Source organism: Oscillospiraceae bacterium NTUH-002-81, assembly GCA_032620915.1.
Taxonomy (GTDB): domain Bacteria; phylum Bacillota; class Clostridia; order Lachnospirales; family Lachnospiraceae; genus JAGTTR01.
On sequence record CP136052.1, the window covers coordinates 1,817,861 to 1,830,934 of the forward strand.

Annotated in this window: 16 protein-coding genes and 1 pseudogene; 1 reads left to right on the forward strand and 16 read right to left on the reverse strand. The window is 55.7% G+C overall.

Annotated elements, in window-relative coordinates; all coding sequences use genetic code 11:
* Nucleotides 1–4: 4 nt before the first annotated feature.
* Together RJD28_08755 and RJD28_08760 are read right to left on the reverse strand one after the other, a co-directional pair.
* Complete coding sequence (locus RJD28_08755) at nt 5–1,036, reverse strand: HAMP domain-containing sensor histidine kinase (GenBank protein WNV56473.1); 1,032 nt, start codon at nt 1,034–1,036, stop codon at nt 5–7.
* Nucleotides 1,033–1,725, reverse strand: coding sequence for a response regulator transcription factor (locus tag RJD28_08760; GenBank protein ID WNV56474.1), 693 nt, complete (start codon nt 1,723–1,725; stop codon nt 1,033–1,035). The genes RJD28_08755 and RJD28_08760 overlap by 4 nt, the downstream gene beginning before the upstream one ends.
* Nucleotides 1,726–1,951: 226 nt before the next feature.
* On the opposite strand from RJD28_08760, the gene RJD28_08765 reads away from it, so the two are divergent.
* Nucleotides 1,952–2,317, forward strand: coding sequence for a helix-turn-helix transcriptional regulator (locus tag RJD28_08765; GenBank protein WNV56475.1), 366 nt, complete (start codon nt 1,952–1,954; stop codon nt 2,315–2,317).
* Nucleotides 2,318–2,486: 169 nt separating this feature from the next.
* Here RJD28_08765 and RJD28_08770 read toward each other — a convergent pair whose 3' ends face one another.
* From RJD28_08770 to RJD28_08835, 14 genes and pseudogenes are all read right to left on the reverse strand, one after another.
* The gene (locus tag RJD28_08770) at nt 2,487–3,902 is read right to left on the reverse strand and encodes a relaxase/mobilization nuclease domain-containing protein (protein ID WNV56476.1); all 1,416 of its coding nucleotides are present in this window, start codon (nt 3,900–3,902) and stop codon (nt 2,487–2,489) included.
* A 79-nt stretch (nt 3,903–3,981) separates the two neighbouring features.
* Nucleotides 3,982–4,272 carry a CD1845 family protein gene (locus tag RJD28_08775; GenBank protein WNV56477.1) on the reverse strand — a complete coding sequence of 97 codons (291 nt, stop codon included), beginning with the start codon at nt 4,270–4,272 and terminating at the stop codon, nt 3,982–3,984.
* A 175-nt stretch (nt 4,273–4,447) separates the two neighbouring features.
* Nucleotides 4,448–4,789 carry a plasmid mobilization relaxosome protein MobC gene (gene mobC, locus RJD28_08780; protein ID WNV56478.1) on the reverse strand — a complete coding sequence of 114 codons (342 nt, stop codon included), beginning with the start codon at nt 4,787–4,789 and terminating at the stop codon, nt 4,448–4,450.
* Complete coding sequence (locus RJD28_08785) at nt 4,789–4,971, reverse strand: DUF4316 domain-containing protein (protein WNV56479.1); 183 nt, start codon at nt 4,969–4,971, stop codon at nt 4,789–4,791. The genes mobC and RJD28_08785 overlap by 1 nt, the downstream gene beginning before the upstream one ends.
* A gap of 12 nt (nt 4,972–4,983) precedes the next feature.
* Entirely contained in the window at nt 4,984–5,574 is a 591-nt protein-coding gene (locus RJD28_08790; protein WNV56480.1) for a hypothetical protein, read from the reverse strand.
* A gap of 132 nt (nt 5,575–5,706) precedes the next feature.
* Nucleotides 5,707–6,108: a cysteine-rich VLP protein gene (locus RJD28_08795; protein WNV56481.1), complete on the reverse strand. Its 402-nt coding sequence runs from the start codon at nt 6,106–6,108 to the stop codon at nt 5,707–5,709.
* Nucleotides 6,109–6,306, reverse strand: a complete 198-nt coding sequence (locus RJD28_08800; protein ID WNV56482.1) for a hypothetical protein — start codon at nt 6,304–6,306, stop codon at nt 6,109–6,111.
* Nucleotides 6,303–6,950, reverse strand: a complete 648-nt coding sequence (locus tag RJD28_08805; protein WNV56483.1) for a DUF4366 domain-containing protein — start codon at nt 6,948–6,950, stop codon at nt 6,303–6,305. Before RJD28_08805 ends, RJD28_08800 begins: the two co-directional genes overlap by 4 nt.
* Nucleotides 6,937–7,203 carry a DUF4315 family protein gene (locus tag RJD28_08810; protein WNV56484.1) on the reverse strand — a complete coding sequence of 89 codons (267 nt, stop codon included), beginning with the start codon at nt 7,201–7,203 and terminating at the stop codon, nt 6,937–6,939. The genes RJD28_08805 and RJD28_08810 overlap by 14 nt, the downstream gene beginning before the upstream one ends.
* A gap of 22 nt (nt 7,204–7,225) precedes the next feature.
* The gene (locus RJD28_08815; protein ID WNV56485.1) at nt 7,226–8,893 is read right to left on the reverse strand and encodes an NlpC/P60 family protein; all 1,668 of its coding nucleotides are present in this window, start codon (nt 8,891–8,893) and stop codon (nt 7,226–7,228) included.
* 279 nt (nt 8,894–9,172) lie between these two features.
* Nucleotides 9,173–11,441: pseudogene (locus RJD28_08820) on the reverse strand (DUF87 domain-containing protein).
* Nucleotides 11,442–11,520: 79 nt separating this feature from the next.
* A complete protein-coding gene (locus tag RJD28_08825; GenBank protein WNV56486.1) occupies nt 11,521–11,907 on the reverse strand; it encodes a PrgI family protein in 387 nt (128 codons plus the stop codon).
* 44 nt (nt 11,908–11,951) lie between these two features.
* A complete protein-coding gene (locus RJD28_08830) occupies nt 11,952–12,605 on the reverse strand; it encodes a hypothetical protein (protein WNV56487.1) in 654 nt (217 codons plus the stop codon).
* A gap of 9 nt (nt 12,606–12,614) precedes the next feature.
* Nucleotides 12,615–13,067 carry a SpoVG family protein gene (locus tag RJD28_08835; protein ID WNV56488.1) on the reverse strand — a complete coding sequence of 151 codons (453 nt, stop codon included), beginning with the start codon at nt 13,065–13,067 and terminating at the stop codon, nt 12,615–12,617.
* Nucleotides 13,068–13,074 lie beyond the last annotated feature (7 nt).

The window sequence follows — 13,074 nt, forward strand, 5'->3', positions numbered from 1 at the left end:
TCTCTCAACGCAAGGGAAGCATAATGGAAAATTCCGAACCCTTGCCCGGCTCCGAAACCACTTTGATATAGCCGCCTTGCCGCGTTACGATCTCGCGGGCCAGATACAGGCCAATGCCCACGCCCTGCTGTTCGTGTACTTCTTCCTCACGATAGAAGCGCCGGAAGATGGCAGCCTGATTGCTTTCGGAAATGCCCTTGCCGGTGTCGGTCACTTTGACCTCCACATACATTTCCCACAGCACCACTGACACGGCGATTTTCCCGCCTGCCGGGGTGTACTTCACTGCATTGTCCAGCAGGTTAAAGAGGGCTTCGGATGTCCACTTGCTGTCATGGAAAACGGTCAAATCCTCCGGGCAGTCCACGGACACAGCGATTTCCTTTTTCTCCGCTGCATACACAATCCCACTCATGGCCTGCGCCACGGTATCAAAGAGGCGCCCCGGTTTCTTATCCAACTGGATCACGCCCGTTTCCAGCCGTGAGGTTTTCACAAGGGCCTGAAAGAGAAAGTCCAGCTTATCCGTCTGGCTGCGGATTCCCCGGATAAAGTCGGTGCGCTCCGCCTCGGTCATGGGCTTTTCCAGCAGGGTGTCCGTCGCCATTTTCAGATTGCTTACCGGCGTTTTCACCTGATGGGAAATATCCGATACAAGGGTCTGTAACTCCTGCCGTTCCTCGTCCACCCGGCGGCGGTTCTCCTGCATGATCTGGTAAAGCCTTGCCAGCCGGTGTCCGATTCTGGCAAGCTGGGTTTCGCTGTCCTCCGGGCGCTGGGGTGCTTCATTCCCGGCGATCATGTGGTCTAAGGTCTGGCACAGGTCAGCGGTAAACTGCGACAGCCGCTTTCCAAACGCCTGTGTCAGTACAAAAATCCCCACAAGGGCGCACAGCAGCAGCGCCCCGCCCGTCAGCAGCACCGCAATCTGTTTTGTCACAAGAAACAGGGCTATGGTGATCCCGGACATGGAGAGGACAAGTCCCATTGCCACCCAGCCAAACAGCCGCTTTACCGAAAGGTTCTGAAACTTCATTTTGCCTCGCCTCCCGTCCATTGATAGCCCATGCCGTAAACGGTCTTGATGTAGGGCGCGCCGCCGTCGGCTTCAATCTTGCTGCGAATCCGGCTGATGGAGGTTGTCAGTGTGTGTTCGTCCACAAACCTTTCGTCTATATCCCACAGCTTTTCCAAAAGCTGCCCACGGGTCAGCACTTGCCGGGGATTTTTACGGAACAGGTTCAGCATTTTGTATTCCATCGGGGATAGGGTCAGGGGCTTGCCGTTTAAGGAAGCTGTCTGCTCGGAGAAGTCCAGAAACAGCCGCCCGTCGTCGTAAATGTCCTTGGCCGGTTTGTGGTGTTCCAGCATGGCGAACATGGCTTTGATTTTTCGCTGCAAGGCCCCGATCACAAAGGGCTTTGTGATGTAGTCCACCGCGCCCACCTCATAGCCCCGTATCTGGTCGCTCTCCTGATCGTTGGCGGTCAGGAAAATCACGATGGTGTCCGGGTGCTGGGGCTTTATCAGTTTGCACAGCTCAAAACCATTTCCATCCGGCAGGTTGATGTCCAGCAGCACCAAATCAAATTCCCGCTGGCGGATGGCGTCGGCTGCGGTTCTGGCATTTAGGGCAGAAGTCACGCCGTAGCCGTCCGCGGTCAGGTTATAGGCCAACATCTTATTCAAAAAACTGTCGTCCTCGACAATTAAAATCTGCTTCATATCCTCACTTCCTTTGCTTTTTGCAGATAGTATAACAGGCAAATGTCCGCGAAATGTTACAGCGGACGGATTTTTTTTTCAAAAAATTATTTCTTCATAAATTATATAGCCTGTTGGCTTTTACATCAAGATTTTACAAGTGAATAGTGAAATGAAATACTACCTTACATAAAGCTTCATTACATTCTCATAATCCAGCCCGAAATGTACAATGATATAGGGTGATATGAGAATGAACCAAAATGAAAGAAGGTTTGACTTTCACGGCCTCGGGGCGGCTCTCAAACGGGCCAGAGAAGAAAAGGGCTGGACACAAGCCTATGTTGCGGAATTAGTAGACCGTGACTCCCGTACCATTATGAATATTGAGAACAAAGGTCAGTATCCCAGCTTCGACCTTTTTGTTAAACTCATTACCATGTTTGACGTTTCAGTTGACCAGTTTATTCATGCGGACGGAGGGGCGAGGTCAAGCTCTTGCAGAAAGCATATTGATGTGCTTCTAAACTCCATGAATGAAAAAGAGCTTGTCGTGATAGAAGCCACAGCCGAGGGCATTAAGAAAGCCAGAGAAACGGAGGTTCCAGAATAAGGGCCTCTGTTTTTTTGCGCCATTTTAGGGACTGCCGCTAAGTGGCAAGCAATGCCTCTGTGGCCACAAGTGGCACAAAGGCGGCTTGTTGGGGCTCGCCCCAAACCCGTATCTTCGGGCCAACATGGCCCGAAGTGTCAGCGTCGCTTTGCTCCTTATTTTCATAACCTTAACGCTCCTTTTCCTGCTTTCTTCCCGGCTCGGTGTAGCCCATCAGAGTGTCAATGTTCGCCTTGATCGTGACGAGCTCCTGCATATCCCGTCGTGCCTTCTGGTATTCTCCATAGAGCTGTTTTTTCTTTGCTGTGAGCTTGCGGCCTTCCTCCTTCAGCACATCCATTTTAGGGAGCTTCGCCCCGCCCAGCAGAGAGCGCATTTCCGCTTGTGCAGCCCGGTACAGTTCAAGGTCGGCCTCATGCTCCGCAAGGAATTTCCGGCTGTACTTCGTCGCCTTATACTGCTCAAAGACTGGGCGGGTTTTGGCATACTGAACCGTTGCGGCCTTTAGCCCGGCATTGGTTTTCATGGCCTGTTCCGTCTGCTTGACCTGTTCGGAAATAACATGGAAACGGTCTGCCGCCTCGGTGGCTTTCTTCGCCAACTGCTCATAATCGGTCAGGTTATTGTCCTGTATATAGGCAAGAGCGGCGGCCATCTGCTTAATGTTAAATACCTTCGCCCAGCGTTCATATCCCGGCCCCTTACCGGCAGCCAGCTTTGCTTGAATATCCACCGCCAGACTGATTTTCCGCTCCGAGCGCCCGGGGCGTTCTTCTTTGCCCTCAATGGCGGACAGAACATCTTGCAAGTCGTAGCCGTCCCCCAGCGTGGAGGCACGCAGACGGGTGAAGCGTTCCTGTCCCTGCCCGGTCAGCCGGAAGCTGATACCGCCGCCTCGAACCGTCTTGACCTCATACCCGGCCCGCTTCATCAAATTGAGAAATTCATCCAGATCAGCGGGGCGTTCCGCCAGCGCAGTATCAATAGCAAGGCGCAGTCGGTCCTGATAGGAAAGCGGCCCTTTCCGGTCTTTCTGCCACTCCCCATAGTTCCGATACTTGCTCTTGCTCCGGGGCTTCGGGTTCTCCACGATGGACAGCCCGTTTTCAAGGCACAGCCTGTCAGAGAGCCGCCGAAGGGCGAAGCTGGAGCCCCAAAAATTTCGGAATTTCCGGGTGCAGTCAAGGGTGGTGGAGTTGTAATAAATGTGACAATGGATGTGCTGCTTATCGGTGTGCGTGGTAACGATAAAAGCGTGCCGCCCCTTTGTCCAGCGCATAGCCAGCTCATAGCCGATACGGTTCGCCTCCTTCGGGGTGATCTCGCCCGGATAGAAGGATTGTCGTATCTGATAGCACAGCACATTATTTTCTTTCTTCTGTTCCCGGCCCGTCATAGCGGCATAGCTGGCCTTTGCCAAAAGGAACTCGTCCGCCACGGTGGCCGGATCACATTCATAAGCGGAGATATACTTTCCGCTTTCTGTTTTCTCCGGGTCCTTGCCATAGTCCAGACAATCCCGGATAGCCTCAGCAATCGTTTCGCCTTCGCCCGCATGGCGCTGTAACAAAGTTGTGGTAGCCAAAAATCATTCCTCCTTTCCATGAGAAAGGGGCGGCCCATTCAGACCGCCCCGACTTCGGGCCAGTATGGCCCGAGGCTGCTTAACTTGCCAGAAACCGGTACAGAGCGGATTTGCCTCCGTCCAGCACCCAAAGAAGGGAGCCCGCCGCCGCTTGCAGTCCATACGGCGAAAGAAGGAAGGCAAGAAACAGAAATACAATCCCACCTATGGGCGTCGGCGTGAAAAAGAGAGCGACACCCAGCACCGCCAGGATCACAGAGGCAATCGTCAGCAGGACGGCACAAATATCAAACAGGAACACCAGCAGAGCCGCCAGAAGGGACAACGCCAAAGCAAAGGGAGCAACCAATATTTTCAGCAGTATCTTCATCTTCAAAACCTCCTTTATCTATCCTTCCTACCTCTATTTTATCATGCCTGCCCGGGGACATAAATGTTGCGAAAGATTAGTGAATCCTGTCCCAAACCTTCGGGTCATACTGGCCCGAAGTGGTAAAAAAAGAGCAGGGCGGCAAGCCCCGCAACGGAAGCCTGCCGCCCTCGTCTTACTTTGCCACCAGCTCGGAGAGCTCCCGCAACACCTTTGACACCTCGCCCCACAGCTTTTCATAGTCCCGCTTCAATCCGTCGATTTCCTCCGGGTACACGCCATAGGTATGTGCGTGTATGGCAACCTGATTGAGATTGTTAGAACAGCGCCGTTGCAGAGAGATCAGCTCTTTTACGGGCGCAAGGTCGATGTGCAGGATATACCCATTCAGAGCCATTTTCCGTACATAAGCCCCGGCGTTGGAAATGCCCGCCTCAGCCATCCGTTCATGGATGGCTGCCAGCTCGTCCGGCGTTACCATGACGTGCAGATGGACATTCCGCTTGCGGTTCTCCATCAGCGTTCCAGCTCCCGGCCTTTCCGGCGCTCTTTGGGTTCCTTTACCTTATCAAGCGGTTTTGCGTCCAGCTCCGGGGGCGTGGGTGGGATGGGCGTGTTGTTGGGTACGCCGTCGATCATGTTGCAGTTCTGCTCTGTGGAGAGCTCGGCGGTTTTCAGATAGTTGTCTTTTTCGTGCATGGCGATCCTCCTTTATCGTTCCTCATGGTTTTTATGGCTCCGCTTCTGGCCGGGCTCCTTCGGGGGTTCCTGCCCTCTGGTTCCTTCTTTGAGCCGGGCGGTAATGGATGGGCGCACCCGGTCAGGATTGCCCGGTGCTGGTTTCAGTTCATAATCCTCCATCTGCTTTTCGGTCAGCGGCTTTGCGTAGGTCAGTTCGCCCCATGCCATCAGACTGCCGTCTGCCACAGGACGCCGCCTGTCATCGTCGTAGTTGACGATGGAAAGAGGCTGGTTATCCGGCAGCTTCGGGTAAGTTCCTATGTCCACGGGCCGCTGGGTGGAATAATAGCGGTAAACGCCCTCCGGTCCCAGCTCGGTATGCTTGACCGCCGCATGGTAAAGCTGCTGATAGTCGTCCACCCGGCGGTCAAAGTCCCGCTGCGCCCACGCCTGACTGGTTCCATAGCGGCCCCAGTAGTAATCCCGATGGCCGTTTTCCCCCTCGGTAAACTGCCAGGTCACAAAGGGGCTCGGCGCTCCCGGATTATGCCCCAGCGCAAAGCCGTGTCCGGTTTCAAAGGTGGCAGCTTTCAAAATCACATATCCTTGTACTGTCTCCAAGAGATCCCTCCTTTCTGTGCCTCGGGTCAACATGACCCGAAGTGCTGGATGTTACGAAATAAGAGGGCAGACCGGGGAGAAATGTAATAAGATATTCCCACCCCGGAAACACCCTCAAAAAAGCCCGGAATGTCAAGCCTTTGGAGGCGGCAAATCGTAACAGCCGCCCGGTCTTTTCTCCCGCATTTTCCTCATGCGTTCCCGGCTTTTTCGGCGGTTCCCTTCGGCCTTGCAGGCGTCGGAGCAGTAGGCTTGACGCCCCTCGGGCAAAAACGCCTTTCCGCAGACCGCACAGGCTCGCAGCTCCGGGGAGATGCCTTCCGTTGTCAACGACGCTTGAAGCTCCGGGTTAAGAGGCAGGACAGCCTCACGGAAATAACGGCAGTACGCCCCTGTCCAGCACTTGTGCAGCATATAGCAGGCACAGTCAAGAGGAAGGCACAGGCCGCTTTCCCGGTCATAGTTGGCGCACATCCCCGTGACAAGAGAACGGATTTTCTTCTTCTCGTCACGGGTCAGCTCCCGGGCGTCCATTTAAGACTTCGGGCCACGATGGCCCGAAGGGCGGGACTCCACGATCAGCGCCCGGAACTTCTTCCGGCACTGTTTTTTCTTTCCTTTGCACTCCTTGTGATAACGGCATCCCTTACAAGGGTCGTCATTGTTCCAGCCGGGGTGCGGTACTTCCTTCATCATTCGTTCAAAAGGGCTGCTTGTAAAATTCATTCTCATTCCTCCGTATCTTCCTCCCATGGCGGGGTATCTTCGTCATCGGGTTCCTCTGAGATCTCCTCCAGCTCCCCGTCCTCATATTCGCAGTAATCATCTTCCAAATCCGGGGCTTCATGCTTCGGCTTGTAAATCTTGAAATAGTAACCAATCCCACCGCCGGCCAGCACCACCGCACCGATCAGGAGCAGAGAGAGAAGGGGGCTGTCCTTTTTCTCCGGCTCGGATTCCGGTACTTCCTCCACCGGTTCGGTGGGCTTTGGCTCTGGCTCCGGGGTCACTTCTTTGGGCGGTTCCTTACCCTGTTCGGCAAGAGGCAGAAGGTCGTCTGTGGTAACGGTATTGAGGAAATAGACGTTCTCGCTGGTTTTCTGTTTGTCGATCACCAGATAAAACACGCTCTCGTCTGCTGTGGTAATGGTGTAAAACTCTTTACCGTCCTCGTCGGTGGCGTTGTCCACCACGGTTCCCGTCCCGTCCGGGGTAAAGGGGTTCTGTGTTTCCGGCTCCGCTTCGGTTTCCGCCGGGGCGGGAGCTGTCTCCGGCTGTGGCTCGCTGCTCTGGGCGTAGGCCGGGACCGTAAAGATCAGGCAACACAAAAGGCTGGCAGCCATCGCCGCCAGCCTGCGGTATTTAGTTTTCTTCATGGGCTGTGTCCTCCTTTTCGGGTGCCTCCGGCTTCGGGTCAGTATGGCCCGAAGCGGTAAGGCTGTTTTTGGGGTCATTCAGAAATGCCATCAGCTGGGCGGGCGTCAGTTTAAGGGAGCGCACCGCCTGCACGATCTGGCTGTTTTCTTCCTCCTGTTTCTGCTTTTCCAGCTCCCGGATTTTGGCCTGCCACTCGGCAGCCTTCTCCCGGGCTTTTTCCAGTTCCTTATCGAGCTTGTCGATCTTGTTCATGCAAGAACTCCTTTCCTCTGGCTCACAAACGCCCGAAGGCATAGAAATGTGTCTGCCAGTAGCTTGAATTGATGTTTGCGTATTGGATGGGCGAACCACAATGGAGCATCATCCCGTCGCCCACATAAATCCCCACATGGGACACAGGGCCGGGGCTGTCATAGGTTCCCGTGAAAAAGATAATGTCGCCGGGCTTTGCCTCGGAGGGGGAAATGATAGCGCACTGGTTATAAATGCCCTGCGCCGTGGTACGGGGCAGGTTGTGGACGCCGCTGGCCGTGTACACCCAGCAGACAAAGCCCGAACAGTCAAAGGAGGTGGACGGGCTGGAGCCGCCCCACACATAGGGCCAGCCGATGTACTTTGTGGCTTCTTCCATGAGCGCCGCAAAAGCCGGGTCATCCAGCGCCTCGCCGGGTATCTCATAGCTGGGGCCGGTATCTTCGCCGCCGTTGTAAATCCCTTCCCACAGATAGGGTTTGTTGCCTTTGAGCTGCTGCATAACGGTGTAGATTTCCCGCTGCTGTTCGTTAAGCCTCGGCAGGATCACGGCGGGCAGCGTCTTGTTTGTGAGGGTCACATTGAGAATGTAATACTCATAGGGGACTTCCTCGGTGGTGGTTTCCCCGGTCTCCGGGTCGGTGCTGGTTTCGGTGCGGTAGCGTATCTCGACTTCCTCCGTCAAGGTCAGCTCATACTGTGCCTCGAAAATCTCCCGCAGTTCGTCCTGCACCTGTTCCCGGAAATAGACATGGTACTTTGCAGAGAAATAGGATGCCAGCTCATAGGGGTTATGGCCGATCTCGTCCACGGAATAGCGGTACTCGTCATAGCCGGGATGGGTGCTTTCAATGTTCGCCACCGTCTGCGCCAGCTCGTTTTCCAACGCTGTATAGTCCTCGTCCACCCCCAGCAGGTCCGTATCCTCCGAGGCATAGGAGGTGCCGGATAACGCATTGGCAAGGCCGCTGCCAAGCGTGGGGAAAATGGAACTTACCGCCGACACAAGAAAACAGAGCAGCAACAGCAGGAGCAGGACCAGCACCGCCACGGGATGACGGGTCACAAACTGCGCCGCCCGCCGGGTCGCAGTTCCCGAAGCGGCAGCGGTTTTCTTTGCGGCCTTTGCGCCCTGTTTTGCAGCCGCTTTTGCCTCTTTGGAATACCGGCGTTTCAGTTTCCATTTCTGCTGCACACGGGAAAGCGGATTGCTGGCAAGTTCCGGGTGCTCGGAGGCCATCTTCTGAAAATCCACATTGGCCCGGGCTTTTATGTCCTTCCGTTCCCACTTTGCCACCTTCCGGGCTGGGTGTTCCCGCCAGCGGCGTTTGGCATAGCGGGTCAGTTTCCGGGCTCCGGCCTCTGCGGCCAGCTCGGATTTATGGGCTCCTTCCACACCCACATTTTCATGCTCAACCTCGTGTATCTTGTTGTGGACATAGAACCACGCTTCTGTACGGGCTCCCCGGACTGCCTTTTTTGCAAGCCCCGGCGGCTTCTTCGCTGCCCGTTTTGCCTCGGTCTTGTCCAGTTTCTCCCGGGCCTTTCCCAGCTTTTCCCCGGTGTGTTCCGCTTTTGCCTGTGCTTTCTTGTACTTGCCCTTTTTGCTCCCGACCTTCTCGGCGGAGCCCTCCGGCTCCTGTGCCTTGCCGGTATCCTGCGGCCCGTCCGCTTCATCCTCCTGCCTCATGCGGTCAGAGGGACGGCTTTTCCGGCTGTCCTCTTGAAACTTACCGCTTTGGGACTTCAGGCCATCATGGCCCGAAGGGCTGTCCTGTCCGGTATCCTCGTCCTCAAACCGCAGACGCCGGGATGGTGCGAGGGAAGGTCCTTCCCGTTCAGCCGGTCCGGGGCGATTGCCCCCGGTATCCTCCGTCGGCTCCGGCCTTTGAAAATTCCGTTTATCCGGTTTCTTTCCGATGATGTATCCCTCCTTTCCAAACCTCGGGCCATCATGGCCCGAAGTGTGTTATGCCCGGTTCATTTCCTGTTTTTTGTCCTCCGGGCGGGTGGTCATAATGGCGTACAGCTCGGTATTCTGCGGGAAGCGGTCAACAAACGGGATGGTGGTATTCCCGAAGAACAGCAGCCCTTCGCCGGAATTGGTATGGGTCACATAGGAAAGCTGATGGGGGCTGATCCCAAGCTGTTTGGCTAAAATCTGCCGGTCGCCCTGTGCCTGCGAGAGAAGCACAAGGAAGTCCGAGTTTTCAAAGATGTTCTCGATCTCCGGGCTTGCCAGAAAATCCTTCACGTTCTGCGTTAAAGCACTGGGAACGCACCCTTTTTTTCGCAGCATTTTCCAGATCGCCACACAGTAGCTTGCCGTCAGCCGGTCACGGAGCAGCACATGGAACTCGTCGAAGTAGCACCATGTAGCGATACCGCGCAGGAAATTCATGGACACCTGCGAGTTTACCAAGTCCTGCATAATGAGCATGGCAATCGTCCGAAGCCCGGCACCCAGCTTTTTTAAGTCAAGGCATACCAGACGGCGGTTCAGGTCCACATTGGTTTCATGGTTGAACACGTTAAGGGAACCCGACACATAGATTTCAAGGGCAGTTGCCAGCCGTACCGCCTCGCCCTCCGGCTGGGAACAGAGCAGGTCATACAGGGTTTGGAGGGTCGGCATTTTGCTTGTTTCCGGGTCCTGCAAGTGTTCCCGGTACATCTGGCGTACACAGCGGTCAATGACGGTCCGCTCCACCGGCTGCAAGCCATCCTTGCCGCCAACGATCAGCTCCATCAGTGACAGGATAAAGTCGGCTTTCAGCGCCATCGGGTTTTCCTCGTCGAAGCTCAAATCAATGTCCATCGGATTGATGTGGTGGGGGCTGTCCGGGGCGATCTCGATGACCTGACCGCCCAGCCGCTTGATAAGGGGCGAATATTCGCCCATCGGGTCCACCACAATGATCCGGTCACGGGTGGCAAGGAACACGTTCACAAGCTCTCGCTTTGCGGCAAAGGATTTGCCGGAGCCCGGCACGCCGAGGAACAGGCCGTTGGGGTTTTTGAGCTTTTTCCGGTTTGCCATGATGACGTTATGGGAAAGTGCGTTGAGCCCGTAATAGACGGCTTCGCCATCCATGCGGAGCTCCTGCGTCATAAAGGGAACGAAAATGGCCGTGGAGCTGGTCGTCATGCCGCGCTTGATCTCAATGCCGTTATGGCCAAGCGGAAGGCTGGAAAGAAAACCATCCTCCTGCTGGAAGTCCAGCCGCTTCAAGGTGCAGTTGTATTTCTGGACGATACCAGATACCGTGAACAGGTCGTTGTCCAGCTCCCGGCGGGTCGGGGCCATGTTCACTACAAGGAAGGTCAGCAGGAACATTCGCTCGTTCCGGCTCTGCAAATCTTCCAAGAGAGTCTTTGCGTCGTTGCTGTATGTCACAAGGTCGGGCGGGAGTATGTCCATGTCGTACCCTGACCGGGCTGCCTTCTTTTGTTCCTCCACCTTCATCTTGTCAATGTCGGAGACTTTAGCCTTGATAGATTTTACGGCGGCGGCCTGATCGACGGTTTGGATATGGAGAGTGATGGTCATTTCCGCGTCCATTTCCAAAAGCTCCGCCAGCAGCTTGTCCGAGAGCTCCGAGGCCAAAATCTGCAAGTAGGAGGCAGCGCCCCAAGTCGTCCCCACCCGGAACAGACGGCTGAAACGAAAATCGAAACTGTCCGGGGCGATAAAGTCTTTGGTGGAAAGCCCAGTTTTGGGGATCATATCCCATGAAAACCGGAAGGGGGAGCCGCTGCCGGGGTGAAGCTGCCCGTGAAGAAGCTCCAGCCGTTCCAGCCCCCGAAAGGGAGCGGCACTTGACGCCCAGCTTTTTGAAGTTCCCGCAAATGTCCGCCTCTACACGTTCCAGCCTTGCCCTGGCGGTGGAAAGGTCGTCCACGTTCACGCCGAAGGTCAGGAGCTTTGTGCGAACAATGCCGTTGTTGCTTTTGGCGATCTGGTTTTCCAGCATTTCCACATACTCACACCGGACGCTGTTGTAATCGTCATCCTGCATGGGGATGTTCACGCTGTACCGGCTGCCCGGGCGGCTTCGGTGGTTGAGGAAGGAAAGCTGGAACGGAAGGCTGCTGTCAAAGTAGTTGAGGCAGGCGCTCCACCCATCAAAGATGGCTGCCTGATCTTCGGACTGTGCGAGCTGGTAGTTGATGTCCTCGTATTCAATGGTTTTGGTGTAATAGCGGTCCGCTACCCGGCACACCCCGTCCCGGTACATTTCCCGGTAAGGGAGGGTCTGCTGGGCGGTGGTGGGAATGTTCTTTCCTTTCGTGAACAGGCCGGTAAGGCCCTGCTTTTCAGGCTTTCTGCCTGCGGGCTTTCCGGCCCTTCTGCTGTTTCGCAATCGGCTGCGCCTCCTTTCTGGCGCTAAGCAGCGCATAGAAGTTTTCGGTTTTGTAAGGCCGCACACGGGGATAGAGGAACCGGGTGCGGATGATGTTTTTCAGCACTTTTTCCAGCGGCAGACCGTCTCGTTCATACATAGCCAGAAAGAAGAATGGGAGCATGAGGCCGATCATCAGGAACATGGCGGCACTGTTCCCGATACTGCCACGGGAAAACAGGTAAGCCGGGAGGCCCACCGCCGCCGCGCTGGAAAAACAAACAAGCTGGCGCTTCGTTAGGTTGAAGGCCAGCTTTGTCTTGATTTTGGAAAGGTCTTTTGGTACTGGCACATAGGCCATTTTGGTACACCTCCTTTATTGCTTCGGGCCAGCATGGCCCGAGGTTATCTTGCGGCCTCTTTGGCCGGGGCTGTGCTGCGGGCAGCTTCGGCGGCCTCTCGTCCGCTCTGCCTTGCCCGCCAGTATTCGGGGTGATACTGCCGGATGGACTGATTGAGTTTTTCTTCAAACTGTCCTTTGTCCTTAATGCGGTCAGGGATTTTCCACAGCTTTTTGTCCAGCAGCTCCCGGAGCACTACGCTTTCCTGTGCGTCCTCCTCATAGCAAATATAGCCCTTGTCCTTGAAGCCGCATTTTTTGGCCGCCGGGGAGAGAACGGCGGCTACCTCGTTTGCCACCATCGTTCCGCCGTGGCTGGCGGTAGATACCAAAAACACCCCCGGACAGAGGGTTTCACAGCTCTGCACCTCGCCCCACGGGGAGCTTTTCGGCGCATGGAACATCCCGCCCGTCCGGCTCCGGTCCGCCTGCATGAGCGCCGCCTTTTCCAAGATGGCCTTCAGCTCCGGGGAAAAGTAGGCGTATTCCCGCAGGACACGGGCGGCGTCCCCGCCGCAGGCGTTCATCAACAGGGTATAGGCGTCGCTGTCCGCTTTGGTACAGCGGCCCAGCAGTTTTCCGTCGTAATAGCAGGCCGCGTCATAGCCCGTCCGTTTGCGTGGCATGGTTCCCGCCTCCTTTCTGCTTCGTGGCAGCATGGCCCGAGGTCAACGCTCTGCACCACGGCTGGGCTTTTCCTTCGGAGGCCGCTCTGCCTTTGCCTGTTCGGCAGCCGCTTTTCCGGCTTTGAGTTGGTCGCTGATGGACGCACGCCCCACAGAGCCGCGCTCCGCCATCTGTTCCAGCTTTGCCTCATAGGCTTGCAGAACAGCAGTATTGAGCTGTTCCCGGAACTCCTTTGTGACAGGGTAGGCCATATCCCGATAGCCGCCTTTGCCGTCCGGCTGGCTGGGCATCCCAAGAAAGAGGCCCTTGCTGCCCTGTACGATTTTCAGATTTTCCACCACAAAGCAGTCATTGAATTTCACGCTGGCAAAGCCCATGAGATTTTTCACAGGTTCGATGACCCGCACGCTTACATCCAGCTTTATAGGGGCGGCTGGTGTTCCGCCCGCAGTTTTTTCCTGCATGGATTTCTCCTTTCCGCTTCGGGTCATCATGGCCCGA